Here is a 25,506-nt window from a genome sequence, read left to right on the forward strand (position 1 = left end):
TTCTTTACTTGAAAGAAAATCCAACTGATGAACAGGTAGATCCCCATTTATTTGAATTTTTTGTCTATCAAAAAATGTATCGTCGTTTAGATAAAGGACTGCTCTGTTGCAATGAAAGTGTCTCTTATTGTGACATAGACCATGATTTAATTGATGATGCGTTAGTGGATGATGTAGAAAAAATAGCCCATGAATTTGGTTATCCAAATATTCCAATCTATTGCAGTGAGCACTTAGATGAAGTGCTTAACGTACTGGATAACACGTGGGATAGGGCAACAAAACGCATTAGTCTTGGCGAAAATCCTGGATTTCTGATAAAAGAAACTAAATCTGGTGAGCAAGAGTGGAGTCTAGGCTACGATAGCCTGGATAAGCTAGATGATGCTTTTTTTAAGACCCTCACACAAGTAGAAATCCCTGATATTACTATGCATATTGGTAATCACGTTGATATGTGGCGTGCATTTACCCACATGAAAACCCGTTATCATAAAAAAAGAAAGCCTGTTCCTTTGGTTGTTAATGCGTGCGTACTGTCCGATGCCTTTGGTATTGGTGAGGAAAAAATGGCTGATATGTCAGATCTTAGCCATAATCTTTTGCGATCAACTCATGAAGATTTCATTCGTGTGGATACCTTATGCCCTGCGAATGATATAGCAAGCAATCTACTCCATTCATTGCCTATTTTTAAACAATGGAATTTAATGGATTTACAATTATTAGCTGATGCAGACGGACAAAAGCTTCCAACTAGTGAAAGTACAATTCAGTCAAGATATTCAAAAAAATTTCTTGGCAAAGAACCAGGGCTTTCTGTGTACACATTAATTGCTAATTTTGTTGCTGTGAATGCCAAGAATATTGGGCCTAATGAGTATGAAGGACACTGTCTCTATGATGTAATCTTTGGCAATAAGACAGACATTGATATTGACATGGTGACTGGAGACAACCACTCTTTAAATCAACTCAATTTTGTTATACTGGATTCAATAGATATTGAATATGTTCCAAGTATAAAAAATGTTAAAGAAGCGACAAATGACTTGTTTTCGGTTAAATCAGTTGATAACTACACTGGAATTATTCGTCCTAGTGGGATCATTGATAAAAGCCTGATTCAAGCTGAGGAAAGAGGGATATTACGGGTTTTACTCTCCTTACTTCTGCAGGAAAATACTCAGAGCATCATCGTTAAAAAAATAAATTCTTCTGCTCGGTATGGAAGATTAAAAAAAGCACTTTTTGAGTACAATAAAATATTAAAAAGTACGCATGTATTAAATTTAATAGATAACATGGCGCTTAGGAAGGCCATACGTGCGGCAAGAAATCGGACAGAGGCTTATCACCAATTGCAAGGTCTCATTAGGAAAGTTTATCGTGGGGTCTTTAAGGGAAAGAAAATTGTTAACAATCGAGTCAGCGCACATGCAGTAAGACTTGTTGCAAACTGCATCATTGCCTACAACGGTATTATTTTGAATACTATTTATGAAAAAATGCTTAAAGAAGGGGTTAGCCAAGACATTATTGATGAGTTTATTAGAATATCACCTATTGCTTGGGCGCATATTGCCTTTACCGGAAAGTACAGTTTTAAAAAAAGTAATGGTGATATTAATATTGCAGCAATGGTTGAGGAACTGGAAAAACATTTAAAACAGCATTTTTGGAAAGTTACTTAAGTAACGCGTGCATTTTTAACTATTTGCTATAAAATTGCACGGATTGTTGGGCCTAATCTTGAAATCCCACTTTTTGTCAGTTCTTCCACAGGACCCCTTAAAGCCCCCATCTTGAGGGATTCGTCTTTCAGAAATATCTAAATTTGACATTACTTTGATACGGGCAGTGATGCGAGATGACAAATTTGCTGGGGGTGTTGCTACTTCATGTAAAATACCGTCTTGTCTGTAACGAATACGATATTCTCTATCGTACGGTTCAAAATGAATATCCGAAGCACCTTCTTTAATTGCTTCTAATAAAATCTTATTAACAAACTTAACAATGGGGGCATCTTCTGTAACCGATGCTGGACTCTCAACATCCGGTTCTTCGTCATCTGAACTAATTTCCAAGCCTTCTAAATCATGATCATCACCATAATCCATAAGTCCCTGGTTTTCTTTAGCTGATAATAAATGATCTATAAATAAGCTAAGCTTGTCTGTTTCTACAACTATTGCATAAGTATTTAACCCAGTATGAAATTGAATTTCATTTAAGGAAGCTTGTTTGCTGGGATCATCTGTAGCTAGATATAAATTAGTTCCTCGACTAAATAAGGGGATCATTGCATGGCGACGAATAAGTTTTTCATTTACCAGATTTAAAGGAGTATTTTCAATATCTATGCAATCTATATCGATCAAAGGCACACCAAAACTTTGAGCTGCAGTAGAGGCAATTTGTTCGGCAGATAAGATATTATTTTTAACAAGGTATTGAAGCAAAGAAGTTTTTTCTTCGGCCGCAAGCTTATAAAACTCTACAGCTTTTGTTTTCGTCAAAAGGTTTTCTAGGACTAGTAGCTGCCCAATTCCCTGGAATCTATGTTCATCAGTTGTTAAAGCCATATTTTTCAATCAAAGTGTACAGTGGACCCCATTGTCAAGACAGCGATCCGTTTAATTTAAGATATAACTTTAATTCTACTTTCTTTCGTTGACGAGGGTGCGTAGCACACGAGTCAACCACAATAGCAGTTAATGAAACACCTGTTATTGAGCCTGTGGGTATGTGGGCGCGAAGCCATCGAGTGTGGTCAAGCGGTGGATAACGTCTTTTTGTTATCCATGGCTTGTCCACATGTCCCGAAGGGCGATGGCTGATCCGCAGGACGCGTCCACATATCCACAGGCATTCCATTACGCTGCAGCCTCATATAGGCCAGCATAAACCTCTGACGGCGTGTATATTCCAAATGATTGATGAGGTCTTTCGTCGTTATAAAACTTGAAATACACCCTTAAACCATTTCGTAGTGCTAAAACTGTTCCGTATTCTTTTATGTAAATATCTTCATATTTGACTGAACGCCATAGCCGTTCAATGAACACATTATCCATCCATCGACCTTTCCCGTCCATGCTAATTTTGATGTCATGGTCTTTTAAAACATCGGTAAACGCCTTACTGGTAAACTGGGAGCCTTGATCCGTATTAAAAATATCAGGCCTGCCGTGGAGCCTGATGGCGCTCTCCAACGCGCTTACACAAAAGTCATCATCCATGCTGTTTGATACCTTCCAAGAGAGCACCTTGCGGCTATACCAGTCCATTATTGCCACCAAATATACAAAGCCTCCTTGCATCCTAACGTAGGTAATATCGGTGCACCAAACCTGATTGGGTCGATCAATCACTAAACCACGTAGCAAGTAGGGATAAACCTTTTGTTCCTTGTTCTTTTTACTCGTATTCGGCTTTGGTGCCACTGAAACCAGACCCATGATCCGCATCAAACGCTGCACTCTCTTACGGTTAACGTCATGGCCAAGGCGACGTAAATAAGAACGCATCTTTCTGCTTCCATAGAAAGGATGGCGCATGTATTCCTCATCAATCAAGACCATCAAAGCCAGATTCTCTGGGCTCTCGGTACATATTCCTTCGCCAGCAGTGCGATAGTAGCTAGCGCGTGACAAATTAACCAATGCACATTGGCGTACGATGCTGAGTGTAGGGTGATTGACATCAATCATGGCTCGCTTCTCCCGCACGCTCAACTTAGATGACCGGTCTTTTTTTTAAGCCAGTCTAACTCAACCGCTAGCTGGCCTATTTGCGTGTATAATCGATCTCGTTCTTGTATGATGGAGTCCATGTCTTTGTCATGCTTGCCGCTAAACAATTGCTTGCTTCCATCCAGTAATTGTTTTTTCCACAGATTGATTTGTGTTGCATGCACCTCAAATTCAGATGCCAATTCATTGGTCGTCTTGTGACTTTTTAATGCCTCAATTGCTACCTTTGCTTTGAAGTCAGATGTAAATTTTTTTTTAGCCACTTGGTACCCCGTTTAACAATGGTTTCTATTTTACACCACTGTCTCATTTTTGGGGTCCACTATAATTTTTAAACCCTATTTTAATTTTCATCAGAAAAAACCCTCTGGAAAATCAGTTATCAATGTAGAGAGTCTCCATAAACGATTTGATGAGCGGGTCTTATTAAAGGATGTTTCATTTACGATACAACGTAACGACAAATGCGCCATTGTAGGACCAAATGGTATTGGAAAGTCCACCTTGCTGAAAATTTTATTAAATGAATTGCAGCCAGATTTTGGGAATTTCGAGTGGAGTGAAACAGTAAGTGTCGGGTATTTTGCTCAGGATTATCGAACTCAACTATCTCCTGAGCAAACTGTATGGCAATGGATGGAAGATAATATAGCTGCCCCAGCTCAGGAAACAAGAAAAGTCTTGGGGCAGGTTTTATTCCGAGGCGCTGATGTTGATAAAAAGATTGGTTTATTAAGTGGCGGAGAGTCTGCCCGCCTGATTATGGCTAAATTGATTTTAGAGAAACATAATGTGCTCATCTTTGATGAGCCTACTAACCATCTGGATCTTGAATCTATTGATGCATTAATAGAAGCGATACAACAATTTTCAGGGGCTGTATTATTTGTTAGCCATAATCGTTATTTTATTGACCATATTTCAACGCGTGTTTTAGTTTTAACAGAACAGTATGGAGTGCAGAATTACTTGGGTAATTACAACGATTATTTAGAGCAATTTGGTAAGGATTACCTTGCAATAGCATGATGAGCAACTCAACTTCTTGGTTTAAGCTAGGGAGTTAGCTCATCCTTTTTTGATTTTTCCATTATAAATAATACGTTGTGCTGTTATAAACAGTTATCATAGAAATTTATTGTATAAAAAATATATGATTGATTGTTTATCTGGTTTAAGGCATATTTCAAGGTTTAACGGTATGTTCATCAAATCCCGAATTTTCAGGTGATAAACGCTAATCAATCCAATTGCTCACTTTTTTACATCCATTTTTTCGTGACCTGTTAATATTCCGTTAATTATTATTTGCTAAATTACCTCCACTAAACTCTTCAAAGGATTATTAGAGATTCTATGCGTTATCTAATTATTATTGTATGTTTGTTAAATTCAACCTCATATGCGAGTATCGGGGACAGAATTTTAAAGAATTATCAATCAAAAATGTATATTCTACCTATTGTTAAACAAGAACATTTTGCAATCAGGATGTATGCTTTAACGGGTAATGAAGAATATCTTAACCCTGTTATTAATTATCTATATTTACTCGGTGATAGATATAGATATCTTCTTGATAATTTAAAAAACGACACCTTCATAGAAAATGAAAATAAAAGATTATTAACGATTACAGAACTCGATACCGATAAAACAAAAGATAGAGTTAGAAAAGGTCTAAAATTTCCCCGAATAGCTTATTATCTTAACTTACTTATTTTAACCAATAAAATTTATTCCTATCACTTGGAAGAAACTCCGCTCTTTCCAGATACACTTACAGCGATCAATTTCCTGAAAACAAAAGAAAATGATCTGAAAAATTATATTCTTGATGAGGAAAACATTAAGATTTATGGCGCACAGCTGGTTAATTATGTCTATTATTTATATAAATTAGGGATAGTTGATTTAAGAGAGCCCTACACTAATCAATTCAAAATCGTATTCCCAGACACCGAAGATGGTCATCTAACTGATTTAGAGTATTCAGCAAAAATCTATGGGATGACTCATTTTGTTATCAGTGCCAGTCGTTTTTATCAAACCAGGCTAAGTCCTGACTCATTTGAGTGGATTACAACCTATTTTAAAAACCATATTAGCGAAATAATAGCACGTACTGAGAATGATGTGATTGCAGAAGTGGGAGTTTGTCTGATGTTAGTTAAGAACAGTGATATGAATACTGTTAATTTAATTAAATCCTATTTAACTACAGTTTATAGTAGAACTTATCGTATGATTCCGGATAAAAAAAACTCATTCGATCTTGATAAAGGGGAGCATCGCAATATTTTGGCGATAATGCTCTTTAATTGGCCCGATAATCTCAATAAAATTCCTAATATATTTCTGCAAACAATGATGGGAAAAAGTTTTGTTTTAAATGAGGATGGGACAAAGATAACTTATGGGGTGCGTGTTCCATACTAAAAAAGCTAATTGAACGAGGTGATTATTCAATCGAATTAATGAATCATTATATATACTATTTGATTTAAAGAGCGAAACAAAAAAAGAGCAAGAAATTGCTATGGCATGTTAAAAAAGGCTTCTTCTTTTCAAGAAACTTGATACAATCGTTAACTTACCCACAATGAAGAAATAAATCATGTCATTCATGAAAGACGAAAAATACCCTAAGCTTTTTTCCCCGACACCATATGAACCAGTTTTAGCAGCAATTCCAGAAGTAGATGAAGAGGAAGAGGCAAATAATGAAGATGAAGTTAATAGTTTCGTTCCAACTTAAAAGATATTAAGAACCGTTTATTTCTTCAAACACAGTAAAATCCCTTATTTAATAAAATCATAAGTTAATTATAAATAACACCTCATAACTCCTGAATTAAAATGTGAATTTGCTAAAATTGACATGGATATAACAAAAAACATATTTTGGGGTGTTTTGGTTTCACTGCAAAAAAAATCAAGGCATAATGAGCTATAATTGTATGGTTTGTTACAAAATTAACCGTGAGAGTAAGTCATGAACACTTACGTAAAAGAAAATGTGATGCGTGCCTTGGTATTTACTTTATGTGTCTTGGTTAGCGTCTGTGCAGGAGCTTATGGTGGTTGGCGTGATGGTGGGTGGCATGGTGGTGGTTGGTACCCAGCGGGGGGCGTTACAGGTTCTCCGTATTATGGTTACACATGTCAAACAATAAGCATATGTCATCCATCCAGAGGTTGTTGGTTGCAACAAAGCTGCAATTAAGTGTTTTGTTTTGACTCTAGATGATATATTGAGGTTAAACTCAGACCAATTTGAAAACCGTTTGAGTTTAACCTTTTATTTTTTCTGAAATGTATTGTGAGTTGAAACTTTGATGGCTACAAACAAGGAAGAGTAATTTGAATCAGAAAAATAAAAAAACATTTCAGTGGGCTATTGTCGGTGCTGGACCAGCTGGAATTGCTGCTGCTGGTAAATTATTAGATAATGGTATTAATCCGGATACCATTTTATGGATTGATCCTTGTTTCAAGGTCGGTGATCTTGGTCAATTTTGGCCTAATGTTTCAAGCAATACTAAAGTTAAGCTCTTCAATGATTTCTTACTTTCCCCATCCTCCTTTTCTTATAAAAATCAGGCGCAAAATTTCCAGTTAAATGAGTTAACACCAGAAGATACCTGTACTCTGAAATACGTTGTTGAGCCTTTACAATGGGTTTCAGATCATTTAATCGAAAAAGTTGAAATCCAAAAAACAATCATTACTACTATGCATTTATCCGAACGGACATGGTTCTTATGTTCTGATTCGCATACCTTTAAAGCGAGAAATGTTATTTTGGCAACCGGTGCTTCTCCCTCTACTCTTAATTATCCTGGGGTTGAGGTTATTCCTTTTGATTTAGCAATAGACGAAGAGAAACTGTCGCATATAGTGAATAAAGATGAGACTTATGCTGTTTTTGGTTCATCTCACTCTGCAATTATAATTGTGCGCCATCTTGTTGATTTGGGAGTGAAAAAAATAATTAATTTTTACCGCTCTCCATGTCGTTATGCCATAGAAATGGGTGATTGGATACTCTTCGATAATACTGGGCTTAAAGGGCAGACTGCTGACTGGGCCAGAGAGAATATAGATGGTATTTTGCCTGCCAATTTGGTTCGTTACAATACGAGCAAGCCGAACATATCACGTTATTTACCTGAATGTAATAAAGTTATTTATGCAGTAGGTTTCGAAAAGCGTCAGAATATTGTTATTGGTGATTATGAGGATACGAAACATAATCCCCATGTTGGTATTATCGGCCCAGGTCTTTTTGGTTTAGGAATTGCTTACCCTGAACTGAGAACTGATCCTTTGGGCAGTGTTGAGTCTCAGGTTGGGTTATGGAAGTTTATGGTATATTTAAATAAGGTAATGCCTGTCTGGTTTGAATATCATACGTGAGCTGAGATCAAACGCTGCCAGCCAAGGAAGCGAGGAACGAGCGAGGCTGGTAGTCCCTGGTAGCCTTAGAGCCGGATGTTTTGCCGCAGGCAAAATATAAGGCATCCGAAAAGGCGTCAGTCATTGGGGTAGCGTTGTTTTTGAACCCCGAATGGGGTGAAAAAACAAGCGGACACAGGACGGCCAGGGCCGCCGGAGGCATACTTGTCGCGTTTGCGAGTCGATTTCAGCCATGGATGGCTAAAATCAATCACGAGCTTAGCGACACTATCGTCGCCATTGACCTTTTATATAAACCACAATCAGTCCTGCCTATTGTGGTTTATATTTAACTTATTAACTTGATGGATTAACTATTTTTTTTTGTAGCCCACTTTGCTTTCAATTCTTTATAACGGAATTTTTGCTGAGCTGTTAAGGTATTATAAATTTGGTTTTGCATCATCACTTCTTTTTTTAACATAGCACCTTTAACGTTATTTCTTTGGGTGATTAAGGTATTTAACTTATCTTCATCTACTTTATCATTATTGGCTAACGCATTAATTTTTAATTTAAGAGCTTTTAGTTGCTCATTGGCTGTTTTTAATTGATGATGTGTTTGTGCTCTAATTGTTTTGATTTGGGCTTTTTGTTCAGTAGTTAAGTTAAGTTTTTCAGATAACCTTTGTGCGTTATGATGGCACGTGCAAGGTCTTGATTTGCTAGACTCGGTTGCTGCAAAGCTTACTTGACCTATCATGACGCTTAATGCGGCAGCAGTTAACCAGACAGTTTTCTTATTCATTATTATTTCCTCTTGGTTTTTAGTTAAACTCATCTTCCTGAGTGATTCGTATCTTTTCCAGGATTTGCATATTTCATTTCTTAGCCAATTAAGTTATGACTGAATTATAAGGTTAATATATACTCCATTGTATAATACTATAAAATACGTACAGCAAATTTTTTTATTGGACATTACAGCTCATCATAGATATATTAAATATCCTGTTGTGGCTTAATCTGATTGCTGAATTACACTCGATGTGTTATAAATAACGCGCTTTAAATACACACACGTTTCGTCACATACGATAGGGTCCCTTGTGGGTTTCGTATGGGAAGCGTGGAGGCTTAACCCTGGAGATTAAACTATGAATGTAAGTATGCGTGAATTGCTCGAAGCAGGAGCTCATTTTGGACACAGAACCCGCTTTTGGAATCCAAAAATGGGTGAATATATATTTGGATCAAGAAATAAAATTCACATTATAAACCTTGAAAAAACCATGCCTATGTTGAATGACGTGCTCAATTACGTTGGACGATTGGCTTCTAATAAAGCAAAAATTCTATTTGTTGGTACTAAAAGAGCAGCACAAGAAAGTATTCGTGAACACGCGAAACGTTGTGGCATGCCCTATGTAGATCATCGTTGGTTAGGTGGTATGTTGACCAACTATAAAACAGTCCGTCAATCTATATTCCGATTAAAGGAATTAAAAGAAATGAAGGAAAAAGGATTGTTTAACGATATGATTAAGAAAGAAGCATTGATGCTCACCCGAGAACTTGAAAAATTGGATCGAGGCTTAGGTGGAATTGAGCATATGGGCGGATTACCTGATGCGTTATTTGTTGTAGATGTTGGCTTTGAACACATCGCTGTTGAAGAAGCGCGACGATTAAAAATACCTGTTATTGGTGTTGTTGATACGAACAATAGCCCTGATAACATTGATTATGTTATTCCTGGTAATGATGACTCCATGCGAGCTGTAGATATTTATGTTCGTTGTGTTGCAGACGCAATTTTAGATGGTAAAAACAGCAACACTGTGGGTGGAATGTCATCTGATTCCGAGTTTGTAGAAGCAGACATAAGCGCTAAAGGTAGTGCTAAAGATGCAGAAAAAGCCGGGGAATAATTAATATTTGAATAAAGGGGGCGTTATTTTTAACTGGCCCCCTTTTTGCTATGTGGAGAATTGAAAATGTCAACAATTAGTGCTGGATTAGTAATGCAACTTCGTGAGCGTACAGGCGCTGGCATGATGGAATGTAAAAAGTTTCTTATAGCAACTAACGGTGATATCGAAGCAGCAATTACTGAAATGCGTAAAGCAGGTCAGGCAAAGGCTGACAAAAAGGCGGATAGAGTGGCAGCTGAAGGGATTATAGTAATTGCTCGTTCTGCTGATGAGCGAACATCAGTGATGATCGAGATCAATAGTGAAACTGATTTCGTTGCTCGCGATGAAAATTTTACTGATTTTGCAAATAAAGTTGCAGAAGTTGCATTGAATAGTTCTGTTACAGATATTGCTGCATTATCTAATCAAAACCTACCTACTGGCATTACAGTTGAACAGGCAAGACAAGAATTAGTTGCTAAAATTGGTGAAAACATCAAATTACGTCGTATTGAAAGAATGCATTGTGAGGGTGGGGTTGTTGGTTATTATTTACATGGTGCGCGTATCGGTGTGATGGTTGCGTTGAAAAACGGAGACGAAGCATTGGCTAAAGATATAGCCATGCATGTTGCAGCGAGCAAACCTATAGTAGTTAATCGTGATCAAGTATCAGCTGAAGCAATTGAAAACGAACGTGAAATTTTTACTGCTCAAGCTAAAGAAAGTGGCAAGCCACAAGACATCATTGACAAGATGATTGAAGGTCGAATAAATAAATTTATTGATGAAGTAAGCTTGTTAGGACAGCCGTATGTTAAAGATCCTAATATCAAAGTCGGTCAACTTTTAAAAGAAAAAAATGCTGAAGTTATTTCATTTATTCGTTATGAAGTTGGTGAAGGTATTGAGAAAAAAGAAGATAATTTCGTTGAAGAAGTGATGGCTCAGGTTCGTAAATGATGAGTGATGTCCATCCTGAATTAAAATACAAAAGGATACTGCTCAAGTTTAGTGGCGAAGCGCTAATGGGGCAGTCACAGTTCGGCATTGATCCTTCGGTATTAGATACTCTAGCCCAGGATGTAGCAGAATTAATAAGCATGGGCGTAGAGGTTGGTCTGGTTCTCGGTGGTGGCAATTTATTCCGCGGAAAAGCACTATCAGAAGCCGGAGTGGGGCGTGTTACTGGTGATCATATGGGGATGCTTGCAACCGTCATGAATGCCTTGGCGATGCGAGATTCTTTAGAACGCATTGATTTACCAGCACGTATCATGTCAGCAATTCCTATGTTAGGCGTAGTTGACTCATATCATCGACGTAAAGCGATTACTCATTTACGTACTGGTCATGTAGTAATTTTTGCAGCTGGAACAGGTAATCCTTTTTTTACAACGGATACAGCCGCTTGTTTAAGGGCTATAGAAATTGGCGCTGATGTTGTTTTGAAGGCAACAAAGGTCGATGGTGTTTATTCAGCAGATCCCATAAAAAATCCTAACGCAATTCGTTATGATTATTTGACTTATAAAGAGGTGCTAACAAAGGGATTGGAAGTTATGGACTCTACGGCAATTTGTTTATGTCAAGATCAGGGAATGCCACTACAGGTTTTTGATATGGCAGCACCAGAGGCCTTAAAACGAATTGTGCGTGGAGAACGAGTAGGAACTATTGTGGGAGCAAATCATGATCGATAACATCAAGCAAGATTCAGAAAAACGAATGAAGAAGACCATTGAAGCATTGCGTACTGACATGACTAAAATTCGAACTGGCAGAGCAAATTCCAGCTTATTGGATCACGTTCAAGTTGATTATTATGGAAATTCAACTCCTTTGAGCCAGGTAGCTAACGTAACTACTAGTGATTCCCGTACGATTTTAGTTACTCCTTGGGAAAAGTCTATGGTAGCAGCTATAGAAAAAGCTATTTTGACCTCTGATTTAGGTTTAAATCCATCTACTGCAGGAAGTGCTATTAGAGTCCCGATGCCTCCTTTAACGGAAGAGCGAAGAAAGGATTTAATAAAAGTAGTTCGAAGTGAGGGTGAGCAAGGCAGAGTCTCAATTCGGAGTATTCGCAGAGATGCAAATAATCAGTTGAAGGAACTTGTCAAAGATAAAGCGATTTCTGAAGATGATGAACGTCGCGCAGCTGAAGTCATACAAAAGCTGACTGATAAGTATATTGCTGAAGTAGATGGAGTACTTGTTGAGAAAGAAAAAGACTTGATGGAAATATAAACACCATCTTGAATTTAGTGAAGGATCTCCAATGCAGTGCCTTATGCCTGTTTTCTGGAGATCTCTCGCTATCACTCGAGGTCGGACCAGAATTAATTTTTATATTTACCCACGTAGCCCCATGAGTCCATCCAGATAATACGCTTTATTTCAAGATAGGATAGTATTTGCTTAACAAAAACTTCTTTATCCCCATTTGCCGAAGCAATAATCACTATGTTGGCACTTTTTTTAACGGGAATGACCAATGTATTTTTAAACTGCTTTTTGATCATTTTAAAAATAGGCCACTGCTCTTTATAATTTGCTAAATTCACTGATAGAATCCCATGCTCCTTTAATCTCTTTTTGGCATGAATAAAAAATTCTTCATTGCAACATTCATCAGGGAAATTATTTGCACCGTACAGGTCAATCATTAAATGATTATAGGTAGTGTTGCATTCACGTACATACTCATTGGCATTTTGATGCACTATAGTTAAGTAAGGAATACTATCTACCATGAAAAACCGTTTTGCAATATAAATTACTTCTTCACTGCTATCTACTGCAATTATTGAGTGCCCCGGTATCTCAGAGTTTAATAACTGAGCGACACTGGCACCACCAAGGCCAAGTAAACAATTGTCGCCCGGCAGTTTACGAGCCATGAGAGTAAGAACGGGTATGTAGTGTAAAACAGGTTTTTTTGGATTGTATCTGCTAATTACAGTTTGCAGTGCATTACTGCCGAGAGTGAGCCATCGATAAAAAAAATTTTGACAAACTTTATAGCCAGAGGGCGAGACGTAGATGCATTTACCAAACTTTGTTCTCCATCTCATTTATTAGGTCAACTCGTTTTGAAATGGATAAATAGATCCTAATCTTAAAATTTGAGTTAATTCATCCAGAGCCTCCAAACTTTCATTCATTAGCTGGGGATCAGCTAAATCCTTGGTATGTAACTCCGTACGGTAGTGTTTTAAAATCCAATGATCTAAATGATCTAATAATTGATCATCAATCAAAACGCCCTGACTCATTGCAATCAGTTCTTTTTCGTTTAAAGGAATACGTAATCTTAAACAAGCGGGACCACCGCCATTACGCATGCTTTGCTTCAAATCAAGATAATGTACCTTATTAACGGGATTTGAGTTATCAGATAAGATGGCTTGGATACATGCTTTAACTCGAGGGTTATTTTGACATTCAAAAGGTGCAATTAACATCATATTGTTTTGGTCAGGCAAAGTTATCAGCTGTGAGTTAAAGAGATAAGTATTGACTGCATCTTTAACACTGAGTTGCTCTTTGGATAATTCAATAATAGTTAAGGGAAATTCAGCCTTGTCCCTTAATGTATTTAAAATATCCTCCTGATTGTGAAATGCTTCTGCATGGATGATAAATACTGATTCGTTCGCGACTGAAATGACATCATTGTGAAATACACCTTGATCAATCGCATCTGAGTTTTGACAGGCAAAAATGACCTGTTGATGATTTAGTTGATGACTGCGCACTATAGCTTCGGAAGCTTCCCTGGTTTGTCTGGCAGGGTATTTTTGGGGTTCTGAGTGAGGCCCGTTTGTTCTTAACGCCCTTTTTCCATAGACGAATAAATTAATGCCAGGATGACCATGACTTTGGCATAAACGGTTATGGTTTGCAGCTCCTTCATCACCGGTAATAGTGGACCTTGGCAAGACAGGATGGTGATTAAAAAAATTGGAATTTGAAAAAATAGTATGTAATAGTTTTTTGGAAAAATCCGCTTCCTGATGTCGATGTAGGTTACTCACTAGATTTGCTGCAGTAAAATGAATTTTGTTATCTAATGTATCAAGGCTTGCAGAAACAGTGGCTGCATTTGCTGTCCACATACTCGAAGCAGAATAACAAGCGCTGAGCAGCTCTGGAGCGATTTTACTGGCTTTTCTGATTTGTTCTTCAGGGGTGCCATTAAAACCCAGCTGGTAAAGTAAATGCAGGTTAGGGCGCTGATGAGGTGGGAGTACTCCTTGTTTGAGTCCCATATTATGCAGAATGCGCATTTTATCCAAGCCTTGTCTTGCTGCTGCTTGGGGATTCGATGGGCTTAATGCGTTCACTGTAGAAGCAATATTTCCAGAGGCAAGGCCGGCATAGTGATGAGTTAAACCTACTAAACCATCCATATTCAATTCATAGGTATTCATATATTATTCCAATACTATGCCAGGTAGCAAAGATGCTGGTGTATTCAAAAGAGGTTGCTCCATACTTGCAACTGGATAAGAACAATAGTCAGCTGCAAAATAAGCACTGGGTCTGTGATTACCACTTAAACCAACCCCGCCAAAAGGAAGGTTGCTTGCAGCACCAGTAGTAGGTCTGTTCCAATTAATTAGACCGGCACGTATGGAGTGGTAAAAGTGTTGATAATTTGATTCGTTATCACTTAATAAGCCAGCACACAAGCCATAGCGGGTTTGATTGGCTAACTCTATGGCTTGTTCAAAATCATCATAGCGATAGATTTGCACAAAAGGAGCAAATACCTCTTCATCATTTGGATTTTTTACTTGTGTCATATCAATGACTCCTGGGGACAATAGGCCAGTACATTCAGCTAAAAGCTTCATAGGAAGGACTAATTCGCCCCCTGACTCAACTAGCTTCTGTTGAGTATGAAGATGTTTTACCGCATGAATATGACTGATTACTGGACCCATAAAAGGTTCAGGTTGATTGTCAAAGGGGCCTACTCTTAATGATGTGCATGCTTTGACAAATCGTTTCAGAAATTCATCACCTTGGTGGGAGTTGGGAATTATCACTCGTCTCGCGCACGTACATCGCTGCCCAGAGGTGATTAATGTCGAAAGGATAGTTTGGTAAACAGCAGCGTTCAGATTGTTGATTTTATCTATAACTAATGGGTTATTTCCTCCCATTTCAAGTGCGAGAATTACTTCAGGTCTTTGACTAAATTGTTGATGAATACGCAGGCCTGTCGGATAGCTGCCTGTAAAATACACACCCTGGATGTTTTGGGATAACAATGTTTTTCCACAAGCGGCATCTCCTTGCAAGCAGTTAAGCACTCCTGCAGGCAAACCAGCATCATGCCAGCATTGTATCATCAGTTCAGCAACGGCAGGAGCAAGTTCGCTTGGTTTGTACAAAATGGTGTTACCAGCTAGTAGAGCAGGTACTATATGTCCATTACTCAAGTGGGCTGGAAAATTAAAAGCACCTAATACAACCACGACCCCTTGAGGTTTAAACCGAAGACATGCATTTGCATCAGGGGAGGATGATTTCTTTGTCCAGGTCCTTTCTTGATATGCTTGAATCGACAAATTAATTTTACCTATAACTGCCATGACTTCAGTTTGAGACTCCCATAGAGGTTTTCCCGTTTCCATAGAAATTAATTGTGCAATTTCACCCCGATTTTTTTCTACTTGTTGGGAAAACTTTTTTGCATAATGTGCACGTTGTTCAAAGCTTAAAGAAGACCAGGAAGCAAGAGCTTGGTTTGCAACGAAACTTGCTGAAACAATTTCATGTTCTGAAGCATTACTTCCTTGCCAGAGAAGGGTACCATAGGCTGGATTGATGGATTCAAGAATGCTTCCGGTTCCTTTTACCCATGAACCTTGAATGTATTGTCCTTTACTTTGTATGATTCGAAATTTAGACATCTTTTTTCCTTATTGGAATGAAGGAGCCTGATTAATTTGGATGGGTGATACGCGTAGAGAATCACCGCATTTAACTTTAAGAAGAGTTGCCGTATCTCTGCTGATAATACAGGTACTTTCTTGTTGATTAAATACGGCATAATTAATTGTGGCGCGATATTCCAATTGAGTGTTCGCTAATAAATATTCATTGCTACTGACTTCGTCACTAATGCTTTTAATAACCATAATACGGCTTAAATATATGGTTTTAATTTCATGTATTGGCGCCTCAATGGTTGGGCCTGCATCAAAGATATCAATGTAATTGTTATAACGAAAACTCTCTTTTAATAGAATAGACATTGCAGGCATGGTTGATTGATGTGGTTTTCCTATTGCTGCCTGGGCCTCCGATGATAGTAATTTGACGTAAATAGGATTTCGGGGCATTAAATCAGCTATAAATTGCTTATTGGTTGCCAAAGTCAAACGATCCGCCTCTGCAAAAGGCATATGAAAAAAATGAAATCCAACATTATCCCAAAAGGGAGATTGTCCTTTTTCATTTGATATACCGCGCATTTCAGCAATAACAGTAGGAGTAAAACGATTTTCGTGCTGGGCCATGAATAAAAAACGTGCCTTGGAAAGCAATAAGCCATTATTATTTTTTCTATATTGTGGCTCCAGGAAAAGGGTACATATTTCTGTCCGCCCTTGATTGTCATTTACAAGACTTAATACTTCATATTCACTACGTATATTCAATGAATGGCATATTCTGGTGCGCTTAGAGACTTTATAAGAATAAAAAGGTGTTTCATATCCTGTTTTGGCCTCTATACCGGAAGTACCCACAATTTTTTGGTTGCTTTGATCTTCCAGAACAAAAAGATAATATTCATTAGTCGGTTTGATTACCTTTTTTTTATAAGAATCACAGGACCATGCAAGACGTTGTTGGAGTAGGTCTTTATCTTTTGGGAGGGTAGTCATGCCAACGCCACTTTGCTCAGCCAAATGATGAATTGCATCTAAATCAGAGTCGCGGGCACTGCGAAAAAGCATCATTTTTTAAGATCCTCCAGGCCACCTTGGGCTAAATCAATCAAAAGCAAGGCACTAAGAGCGGCACGCTCTGGTAAACTATCAAGTAAGATATACTCCTCAGTACTATGGATATTGCCTCCTCTAACCCCCAGGGTATCAAGAACTGCTAATCCTTGATGAGCCAGATTATTTCCATCACAACATCCGCCGCTGTCTTTCCAATCTAAAGATAATCCTAACTCACTACCTAAAGTTTGTACTCGGTTAAAAAGACGCTCTGTAGCAGCACACACTCGCTTTACTGGTCTACCAAAACTTCCTTGAACAGTTAAAGAATAATCAGGCCGTTTCAACTTATTACTAATATTATCCAGCTGATCTCTTACCCAGAATTCATTTTCAGGCAGAGTGATTCGTATATCAAGTTGAGCTACAGCCCTATCAGGCACTACATTCAATGCTTCGCCTCCTGCAATTTTTCCCACATTAATAGTTACCCCATCGCATTTCCCATTTAAGGCATGGATTGCATTGACGGCTTCTGCTAAATAACAAATAGCATTTCTACCTTCATCAAATGCTCTACCAGCATGCGCGGCTTTGCCGGTTGCAACAACAGTTAGCTTTCCACTGCCTTTTCGATTTTTGGCTAAGGTACCTGTTTCATTCATTGCAGGTTCATAGACTAATGCTGCCTGATAATTTGTGGCTAGTTCGTCAAAAAGAAAACTGGAAGCAGGTGAACCTATTTCTTCTTCGGAATTTATTAACACATCCCAACCCATTTCTGAGGAAATATCGCTTTGTTCAAAGGCATTCAAAGCATGAAGCATTACGATAAGGCCACCTTTCATATCAGCCACACCTGGCCCATTTACATGATTGTCATTTAAATAGGTTAACTTTTGGAAGGGGTGGGATGCTGAATAGACGGTATCCATGTGACCACACAATAGAATTCTTCTTTTTAAGTGAGGCCGTTTGCTGATGAACAGCGCATCGCCGAAGTGCTGTAGGGTTGTGTGTCCTGTCATACCGATAAGGGATAAAGAATTTAATTTTTTCATGTGAATGGAATCTGCGAGCGATTCATAAGCCGACTGCAACGTTTTAGCCATAATTGCAAGTCCTGTTAGATTGGTGGTTCCTGAATTGATAACACAAAATTCATGGAGCTGATCTACCATGTTTTTTTTATTGGCTTTTATTGTATCAATAAGATCTTTATATAATTTAAGCATGGTTTTTAGCTCTAAAACTAAAGATTAAACAATAGCTTAAAGGTGGGGTAGTCGTCAAATAGAACTCTTGGGAATAGAGCGTTTAGGCGCTCCATCAAGCCAAGTGACAATAAAAAACTTAATTTAAGATGTTAATTGGATTAACCCTCCTATCTCATCCAGTTTTTTGTTGGTTTCATTCAGAAGATCTACAGTATCTGTATTGCACTTTATTGGAGTGAAACTTTGCGTAAACAAAGCTGCAAACGCATAACCTATTCCAAGGGTACCAATTGCAAATAAAAGATTAGTCAAAAGTTCTTTAACTCCCCTATGCTCACCAAGGATGCCAATGCGTCTGCTTTGTATGACTCTCGATGAGTTTTCTTTGAGCTGGTTAAGATCGATGGTTTGTCTCTTATAAGATACTGCATAGCCATTGAGGATATTGACCAGTTGACATGCAGCACCATATGCTTTACTTACATCATCACATGAATCCTCAGGATATCTTGTGTGAAATTCATCACGCTTTAGCTCTAATCGTTTAAGCAATTGAGTGTATTGACTGATTTTTCGTTCGCGCAATGTCATTTCTTTATCGAATTGGAGCTTTTCAAGGTCGCTTTCTGAGGCTATGCCAGGTTTGGGTTCAATATTTCCCTCTAACAGTGCGTAATCAGGCTGTATTCCAAACTTCAAATTGTGATGAGTCATTAAAACTGCAATTTTACTTTCCAGGCTGTTGAGTTTATTCTTTGCATCGCGATGTTCTGCTGTAAATTGTCTGATTTCTTTATTTTGAGAGTTGGCCTGGTTATATCGGCTTAGTATTGCTGTGTAACTTTCTAAATTTTTACATTTGTGTAAGCTAAGGTCTTTCCTGATTTGTTCCAGATTCTGATACAATTTATTAAATTCATCTTTATCAATATTTCCTGAACCGCTTGACATCCTTGGCATAAAACTGCTCCTTTGTTAAAATTTGCTAACTGTATCGAAGAGAAGTATTGGGTGAGTCTAGTTGTATTTATCCTTCCCTGATAAAATCGTGGCGAAATAATTTTGAACCCAACAGTTAAAGTATCATACTAAATGAATTGGCATTTCAAGCTTAAATTTAAATAAAGTGCAGACAATACAAAATATCGTCCGGTAATCAGGATAGCTCTAAGAGCTTAAACTAACTGCTGGTATGGATGAAGCTGAATGAACTTCACCCATTATAGATTTGTCAGGATTTTGCTTTGCGATAAGGAATATAAACCGGTTCCCAAATGTGTGCCCGTATGCATTTTTCCAATTGATCATCTGTCATAGGGGCAGCTAATTCACATTTAACCGCTTCTTTTGCTACTGCCAGTGCTACTTGATAGGATACTTCTCTTACCCTATCAAGGGAGGGTAATAAATTTGCGTGAGGATTGTCCTTGGCTGGTGAGCAGTCTGCAAGGGCTTTTGCAGCAGCCATGAACATTGTATCGGTGACTATTTTGGCTTGTGCTGCAATTAACCCTAGCCCCATTCCAGGAAATATATAAACGTTATTGGTTTGATCTACTCGAAAGGGTTTCCCATCCTTAATAATGTTGCCAAATGGGCTTCCTGTACCAATTACTGCACGCTCATTAGTCCATTTCATCAAGTTTTCTGGGGTTGCTTCACTACGAGATATAGGGTTTGAAAGAGGCATGATAATTGGTTTATCGACATGAGAAGCCATTTCTCGAACGAGTTCTTCTGTAAATATTCCCGGTTGAGCAGATACACCCAGCAAAGCATTCGGATGTAAATTGTTAATAACGTCTTTCAAACTCACTATATTATCATTTTCGCATTTCCAGTTTGTAATGGCGTCTTTGGCTTTTAATAATTTTTCCTGGAAGGGCAATAAACCATGCATACCCTCGAGCAATAAACCATTACGGTCAATCATATATATTTGCGACCGTGCTTTTTCTTCTGAACTACCGTCTGCAGTCATTGCCTGGACAATAAGTTCTGCAATACCACAACCAGCAGAGCCGGCTCCTACAATTACAATTTTCTGGTCACGCAATTGAATACCTGTTACTTGCACTGCTGCCAATAAAGTACCTGTTGCAATTGCTGCAGTCCCTTGGACATCATCATTGAAAGTACATAATTGATTTCTGTATTTATCTAATAGACGGGTTGCGTTTTGGAGAGCGAAATCTTCCCATTGCAAGAGTATGTTAGGAAACCGTTTCTTTATTGCTTTAATAAAGGCATCAACAAATTCATCATACGCTTCATCACGAACCCGCTCATGCCGCCATCCTACATAAAGAGGATCCTTGAGTAATTCAGCATTATTTGTTCCTGTATCAAGCAAAACAGGTAGTGTTGTTGCTGGATGGATACCTGCGCAGGCTGAATATAATGCCAGTTTACCAATAGGGATCCCCATGCCTCCAGCCCCCTGATCACCTAAGCCCAGAATACGTTCACCATCGGACACTACAATCACTTTTACCTGATCAAAGCGAGGATTCGCCAAAATGGTATCGATTTTATCACGGTTAGGATAAGCAATAAAAAGTCCGCGAGGTCTGCGATAAATATGACTAAAACTTTGGCAGGCAGCACCTACAACAGGCGTATAAACTATGGGCATTATTTCAACCGTGTGTTCTTTGATTAGGCTGTAAAATAGAGTTTCATTTGAGTCCTGTAGATCACGCATATAGATGTACTTTTCCAAGTCACTCTTCTTATTTGTAAACGCTTCGTAAGAGCGTTGATGCTGCTCAGAAATGGTACTTACTTCTGGAGGTAGTAATCCATTAAGAAAAAAATCCAATCGCTCTTGTTCTGTAAAGCCAGTTCCCTTGTTCAAAATAGGATTTGAAATAAGGGTAAAACCTTTGGTTTTTACTTCTAAATAGGGTTTCCCTTGTTCGTCAATTCGTTGCATGTAATCCATATTATTAGTTCCTATAAGTTGTAGATTAATAAAATATTATAATAAGAGTATGGATGAATATTTTTATTTTGCAGTTTTTTTTAATGATTTTTCAACGTGGTTGAAAACCAGCGAGCTACTTGGTTTTTGAAATTTTAAAGGTAAAAAATAATGATTTTTTGTTACTGCGTGTTCCATAATAGGAACACGCGATTTGAAAACAGGAGTAGATGAAATTCTAGTAGGCCTGTGCGAGATCGTTTACGTCAGCTGCTTCCGCAACGTCGTTAATCAACTCCTGTACCAAGGTTGTTTTAAAGAATCGATGAGAGGTATAAGCTAAAGTTGCTGTACCAAATAAAGAAGCACCGCCAACCACGGCTACCGCAGCGGCACTGCCTGCTGCCAATCCGGTAAAGAAGGCACCAGGCCCTGACCAGATTCCTAATGCGAATCCAATGCCAAAACCTATCATCGCAGCAATTGCAGTCATTGCAGCAGTAAGGGCAACAGATAAAATGATCTTTTCAAGAAATTGATGTTTACCTTGTAACCGTTCATTACTCTTTTCAATAAATAAATTAATTCTGTTCGCCTTATCCGCTACAGAAAGATTTGATAGATCGTCAAGCAATATATTGACTTCATCCCCAATTGCTTCGATCGTGGCATCATTCAAGTACTCCATGCTCGCATTTAAATGATCCAGAGCATGATGTAAATCTGAATCTTTTCGACAGCGATTTCTTGCTTTTAGAATAGCATTATCTGGTTGTATTGTTTGAGGGGGAAAATAAGGTCTTTCATACCGGGGAATCAGTTTTTTCCCTTCCATAGTCAGAAAGTCTTGCAGATCTTGTAGACCATCCTTCTCTCCAGCTGAAGTAGAGATTACCCGCACAAAGGATATCTCTGCTAATAAGTTCTGCGCTGTTTGCAATGCATTGGGTAAAGCACAGTCTCTTTTAGTACCTACCAAAATTAATTGAGCATCAGGACTGCATCTTTTATATTTATCAATCTCAATTTTTATTTTACTAAGCATCTCTTCTGTCAATACGACTGATAAATCGATGCAATAAAGACCAAAATTGGAATTAAAAAAAAATGGGATGGCCATCTGTTTCTTAACGCTATCACCTGGAATATCCCATACTTTGATATTCACTTGCTCAGGCTCATTTTCAATCATCATTACAGAGAAGTCAGGTGCAATTGTTGGTTTATAAGGGGGCGTGAGCAAATTGGTATGGAGTCCGTATCGAGATGTCAGTCTTTTGCCAATCATTGTTTTCCCTGTTTTTTCCATTCCCATTAGAGTAGCGCTTAAAGTAATCATAGCAGTTTCCGAATATATAAATGCCTCATTATACCTCATAGTGTTAATCAGGTGTTCAATTAATTGCTCTTTATAAAAAAAAATTGATTTTAGAGTTTTTGTCTTAAAAAACAATTATCCAGTAAGATTGTGTCAGGTATATACTTGGTGTATTAAATCAATAGAGTAGAGAGCCAGGATCGTATCGATGCGAATTGCATCGATAATAATTATCTAAAGCAATTGTTGTGGGACAGGACCTGATTTCCCGGATTGAATCATTATCATGCTTTTAATTGGGAACTTTGTCTGGAGGTTCTTGTGGAACAATTAACGATTATCAGGCCGACTGTCCAGTTAATCTCATTGGTTAAATGGCAGAGATTTTTCCTCAAGATAAATTCTCTGTAGGCCTAGCCACTGAACATCTTTATAATGTAAGCTTTATTGCTAATTAGCTGTAATAGAATTCTTCAACCCTTGGATTTATTATCAAATGAAGCATATTGAATCAACTATTGATGATCAGGAAGTGCATAAATTTTCCAAACATGCACAGGATTGGTGGGATACTCAAGGTCCTCTAAAAACGTTGCATGACATTAATGATACCCGGCTTGCATTTATTTCTCAGTATATCGATTTAAAAGGTTTGAATGTTCTGGATATAGGTTGTGGTGGCGGAATTTTATGCGAAGCCATGGCTAAGGCTGGGGCGAGTGTTACAGGTATTGATGCCGCTGACGAAGCAATCAGGGTTGCAAAAGAGCATGCTAGAGAAAATCAGTTATCTATTGATTATTATTGTATGCCCATAGAAGAATTTAAAAGCAAAAAATTTCATATTGTAACATGTATGGAAATGTTGGAGCATGTTCAGAATCCAGAACTCGTCCTAAAACACTGTAAACGATTGCTTAAGACCCAGGGAATGTTATTTCTATCTACAATTAGTCGTACTTTAAAAGCTTATGCAAGCGCAATTCTTGTAGCAGAATATGTTTTGAACATTTTACCAAGACAAACCCACGACTATCATAAGTTTATTAAACCCAGTGAGTTAGTCGCTATGGCTCGGTCGTTTAATTTAAATTTAATTGATATGAAGGGTATGGCCTATAACCCTGTTTTAAGAACAGCCACACTAAGTACAGATGTAGCTGTTAATTATTTGTTAGCCTTACAATGAGTTTGGTTGGACTAATAACATGCAGGTTAACTTTAGGAATCTTTGCTGGCTTTGACTGCCCTATACGTCACAGTATTTGACATGAACCTAAATCCAAGTAACCAATAAATTTAATTAATTATTGAATTCAAAACATCAATCCTGTTCTTTTTTCTTAGCGTATCGCTCCTGAAATCGTTGGTGTGCATACTTAGCCTGATCAGGAGTAACTACATCTACTTCATTGCCATAAATATCTACTCGAGCAGTATCGGGTTTTTGACAGCTCAAGTAGGCAGGGGATGCACTGTAGTAACTTAAAGCTTCTCTTAAAGACTTTTTGCTAAAAGGAGGGGAGTCCAAACGCTCATAAAAATCAATAATATCATCAAATATGCCAATTTTAAGCGGTTTAATCTGGTTACCTTTTTTAAAAAAAGCGCTGGGAAAATGTTCTATAAGCCAGTCTATAATTTGAAGTTTATCTTTCTTAACTGCATTAATCTGTTGGTTCATAGTTTTACTCTGAATCATGATATCTTGATTAAGCTACCATATCTCATGGCATAATCAAGCGACAATGAATTTTTTTAGAGATTCTACATCATCTATCAGAAGCATTGTAGCTTTTTGGCAATGAAATTTATGAGTACTAGTTGTATGCGTACCACTTACCTATCGAGGATATCTCCTTGGTTTGATGAGAAAGACACATTTTTTTCCTGTTGATAAAAATAAATTGGCTAAAAAAGGAATTTGTTGCTCTATTCTTTGTAAGATATTTCTCAAAACACTGGGGGAATAACGGCATTTTTTCTACATCCATTAACGGCAAAAAAAATAACCTATTGTTTTATATATTTATTTTATATGATGGAAGTCGGTGGTTGCACTTAAGTTAATGATGTATATCAAGCCAGGTTCCTTGCACTTATTGTTTCAAGTTGCTAAATTATATACATGACTTGTACGGATATGAGTCAAGCAAAAGGATTTGTAATCAGACGGATTTGATTTGTCAGGATGACTTATAAGAACTGGATGTTCTTATGCGGATGACTGCGAAAAGCCAGGGCTTGCCCTGGCTTTATTTTTAGGCCACTAAGTAACCTGAATGAGATAAGAAATTTTTATCAGGAAAATAGGCGAAAATTACTGAACCATTTTTAATGGTGTTGATAATGGGCTTAGCTAAGGTTTGTGCTATCGCTGGGCAGCCCCAAGACAGGCCTGCACGACCAGCTCTTTTAATGAAATCAGGTTCCATATACCATGCTCCATGCATCACAACGCGTCTGTTGTAGGCATTGGTATTAAAACCTTTATCTAACCCTTGTAAGTTTAAAGAATATCCTTTGTGACCTATATAGGTGTCTTTTGTAATGTATGTTCCAAGACTGGATTGCTTACTTGACTCTTGATTGGAAAAGTGATTTGCTCTATTAACACCTGAATTTTTACCGTGAGCAACATAAGTATTATAGAGAAGGCGTTCATTCCGAACATCAAAGACCCACATACGTTGTTTGTTTGAGGGTAGAGAGTAATCGATCACAGTAAGAACAGGCTTTCTAACCGCGCCTCGTTTGTCCGCGTTTGTATAAGCAGTTAAGGCAAGTTTCAGCACATTTTTATTTAACTGGGGAGCCCTGTGACTTAGATGTTGTAGCTGACTATTTAGGTCGGGACCTGTTTTGGCAAAAGTAGTGGTGCTGGATGTAATGTTACTCGTTAATATGACGGTTGAGATTAGAGTTAATAATGTATTCATACTTCTCCATTCTTCTTATTAAATCGCCGTTATTGGTCATTAAAAAGATGGTTATTATATTCACAAATTACA

At 37.9% G+C, this 25,506-nt stretch carries 22 protein-coding genes and 2 pseudogenes; 11 read left to right on the plus strand and 13 right to left on the minus strand.

The window, feature by feature from the left end; translation table 11 throughout:
- The first annotated feature begins 8 nt into the window (after positions 1–8).
- Positions 9–1,694, plus strand: a complete 1,686-nt coding sequence (locus HRS36_RS18665) for a Tn3 family transposase (protein ID WP_226905519.1) — start codon at positions 9–11, stop codon at positions 1,692–1,694.
- Positions 1,695–1,748: 54 nt separating this feature from the next.
- Here HRS36_RS18665 and HRS36_RS08840 read toward each other — a convergent pair.
- Together HRS36_RS08840 and HRS36_RS08845 are read right to left on the minus strand one after the other, a co-directional pair.
- Positions 1,749–2,588, minus strand: a pseudogene (locus tag HRS36_RS08840) (ATPase, T2SS/T4P/T4SS family); the annotation flags it as partial.
- A gap of 291 nt (positions 2,589–2,879) precedes the next feature.
- A pseudogene (locus HRS36_RS08845) lies at positions 2,880–4,021 on the minus strand (IS3 family transposase).
- Positions 4,022–4,070: 49 nt separating this feature from the next.
- Between HRS36_RS08845 and HRS36_RS08850 the strand changes: the two are divergent.
- The 5 genes from HRS36_RS08850 (at position 4,071) to HRS36_RS08865 (ending at position 8,177) form a co-directional block, all read left to right on the plus strand.
- Positions 4,071–4,787 carry an ATP-binding cassette domain-containing protein gene (locus HRS36_RS08850; protein WP_226905613.1) on the plus strand — a complete coding sequence of 239 codons (717 nt, stop codon included), beginning with the start codon at positions 4,071–4,073 and terminating at the stop codon, positions 4,785–4,787.
- Positions 4,788–5,114: 327 nt separating this feature from the next.
- The gene (locus HRS36_RS08855) at positions 5,115–6,197 is read left to right on the plus strand and encodes a DUF3541 domain-containing protein (protein WP_173237026.1); all 1,083 of its coding nucleotides are present in this window, start codon (positions 5,115–5,117) and stop codon (positions 6,195–6,197) included.
- A 187-nt stretch (positions 6,198–6,384) separates the two neighbouring features.
- Positions 6,385–6,516, plus strand: coding sequence for a hypothetical protein (locus HRS36_RS18855; protein WP_267313947.1), 132 nt, complete (start codon positions 6,385–6,387; stop codon positions 6,514–6,516).
- A 237-nt stretch (positions 6,517–6,753) separates the two neighbouring features.
- Positions 6,754–6,984 (plus strand): hypothetical protein, encoded by a 231-nt coding sequence (locus tag HRS36_RS08860; RefSeq protein WP_173235394.1) that lies wholly within the window; start codon positions 6,754–6,756, stop codon positions 6,982–6,984.
- A gap of 137 nt (positions 6,985–7,121) precedes the next feature.
- On the plus strand, positions 7,122–8,177 hold the full coding sequence (locus HRS36_RS08865) for an FAD-dependent oxidoreductase (RefSeq protein ID WP_173237027.1): 1,056 nt from the start codon (positions 7,122–7,124) through the stop codon (positions 8,175–8,177).
- A 349-nt stretch (positions 8,178–8,526) separates the two neighbouring features.
- Here HRS36_RS08865 and HRS36_RS08870 read toward each other — a convergent pair whose 3' ends face one another.
- Positions 8,527–8,964: a Spy/CpxP family protein refolding chaperone gene (locus tag HRS36_RS08870; RefSeq protein WP_173237028.1), complete on the minus strand. Its 438-nt coding sequence runs from the start codon at positions 8,962–8,964 to the stop codon at positions 8,527–8,529.
- Positions 8,965–9,313: 349 nt separating this feature from the next.
- Here HRS36_RS08870 and rpsB point away from each other — a divergent pair, with 349 nt between their 5' ends.
- The 4 genes from rpsB to frr all read left to right on the plus strand — a co-directional run bounded on the left by rpsB (position 9,314) and on the right by frr (position 12,322).
- Positions 9,314–10,087 (plus strand): 30S ribosomal protein S2, encoded by a 774-nt coding sequence (gene rpsB / locus HRS36_RS08875; RefSeq protein ID WP_173237029.1) that lies wholly within the window; start codon positions 9,314–9,316, stop codon positions 10,085–10,087.
- Between the two features lie 66 nt (positions 10,088–10,153).
- Complete coding sequence (gene tsf / locus HRS36_RS08880) at positions 10,154–11,035, plus strand: translation elongation factor Ts (RefSeq protein WP_173237030.1); 882 nt, start codon at positions 10,154–10,156, stop codon at positions 11,033–11,035.
- The gene (gene pyrH / locus HRS36_RS08885) at positions 11,032–11,775 is read left to right on the plus strand and encodes a UMP kinase (protein WP_173237031.1); all 744 of its coding nucleotides are present in this window, start codon (positions 11,032–11,034) and stop codon (positions 11,773–11,775) included. The genes tsf and pyrH overlap by 4 nt, the downstream gene beginning before the upstream one ends.
- Positions 11,765–12,322, plus strand: a complete 558-nt coding sequence (frr, locus tag HRS36_RS08890; RefSeq protein WP_173237032.1) for a ribosome recycling factor — start codon at positions 11,765–11,767, stop codon at positions 12,320–12,322. The genes pyrH and frr overlap by 11 nt, the downstream gene beginning before the upstream one ends.
- 92 nt (positions 12,323–12,414) lie before the next feature.
- Here the strand turns inward: frr and HRS36_RS08895 are convergent, their stop codons facing one another.
- The 8 genes from HRS36_RS08895 to HRS36_RS08930 all read right to left on the minus strand — a co-directional run bounded on the left by HRS36_RS08895 (position 12,415) and on the right by HRS36_RS08930 (position 22,516).
- Entirely contained in the window at positions 12,415–13,149 is a 735-nt protein-coding gene (locus tag HRS36_RS08895) for a spermidine synthase (protein WP_173237033.1), read from the minus strand.
- A gap of 3 nt (positions 13,150–13,152) precedes the next feature.
- A complete protein-coding gene (gene astB / locus HRS36_RS08900; protein WP_173237034.1) occupies positions 13,153–14,508 on the minus strand; it encodes an N-succinylarginine dihydrolase in 1,356 nt (451 codons plus the stop codon).
- Between the two features lie 3 nt (positions 14,509–14,511).
- A complete protein-coding gene (gene astD / locus HRS36_RS08905) occupies positions 14,512–15,999 on the minus strand; it encodes a succinylglutamate-semialdehyde dehydrogenase (RefSeq protein WP_173237035.1) in 1,488 nt (495 codons plus the stop codon).
- Between the two features lie 9 nt (positions 16,000–16,008).
- The gene (astA, locus tag HRS36_RS08910; protein WP_173237036.1) at positions 16,009–17,052 is read right to left on the minus strand and encodes an arginine N-succinyltransferase; all 1,044 of its coding nucleotides are present in this window, start codon (positions 17,050–17,052) and stop codon (positions 16,009–16,011) included.
- Positions 17,049–18,272 carry a hydrolase gene (locus HRS36_RS08915; protein ID WP_173237037.1) on the minus strand — a complete coding sequence of 408 codons (1,224 nt, stop codon included), beginning with the start codon at positions 18,270–18,272 and terminating at the stop codon, positions 17,049–17,051. Before HRS36_RS08915 ends, astA begins: the two co-directional genes overlap by 4 nt.
- Positions 18,273–18,395: 123 nt before the next feature.
- Positions 18,396–19,214 (minus strand): hypothetical protein, encoded by an 819-nt coding sequence (locus HRS36_RS08920; RefSeq protein ID WP_173237038.1) that lies wholly within the window; start codon positions 19,212–19,214, stop codon positions 18,396–18,398.
- 271 nt (positions 19,215–19,485) lie between these two features.
- Positions 19,486–21,189: an NAD-dependent malic enzyme gene (locus HRS36_RS08925; protein WP_173237039.1), complete on the minus strand. Its 1,704-nt coding sequence runs from the start codon at positions 21,187–21,189 to the stop codon at positions 19,486–19,488.
- A gap of 226 nt (positions 21,190–21,415) precedes the next feature.
- Positions 21,416–22,516, minus strand: a complete 1,101-nt coding sequence (locus HRS36_RS08930; protein ID WP_173237040.1) for a P-loop NTPase family protein — start codon at positions 22,514–22,516, stop codon at positions 21,416–21,418.
- 475 nt (positions 22,517–22,991) lie between these two features.
- On the opposite strand from HRS36_RS08930, the gene ubiG reads away from it, so the two are divergent.
- Entirely contained in the window at positions 22,992–23,684 is a 693-nt protein-coding gene (gene ubiG / locus HRS36_RS08935; RefSeq protein ID WP_173237041.1) for a bifunctional 2-polyprenyl-6-hydroxyphenol methylase/3-demethylubiquinol 3-O-methyltransferase UbiG, read from the plus strand.
- A gap of 135 nt (positions 23,685–23,819) precedes the next feature.
- On the opposite strand, the gene HRS36_RS08940 is transcribed toward ubiG, so the two are convergent.
- The gene (locus HRS36_RS08940; protein ID WP_173238498.1) at positions 23,820–24,179 is read right to left on the minus strand and encodes a ProQ/FINO family protein; all 360 of its coding nucleotides are present in this window, start codon (positions 24,177–24,179) and stop codon (positions 23,820–23,822) included.
- A gap of 577 nt (positions 24,180–24,756) precedes the next feature.
- The gene (locus HRS36_RS08945; RefSeq protein WP_173237042.1) at positions 24,757–25,434 is read right to left on the minus strand and encodes a murein L,D-transpeptidase catalytic domain family protein; all 678 of its coding nucleotides are present in this window, start codon (positions 25,432–25,434) and stop codon (positions 24,757–24,759) included.
- Positions 25,435–25,506 lie beyond the last annotated feature (72 nt).

It is taken from the genome of Legionella antarctica (assembly GCF_011764505.1).
Classification (GTDB): domain Bacteria; phylum Pseudomonadota; class Gammaproteobacteria; order Legionellales; family Legionellaceae; genus Legionella; species Legionella antarctica.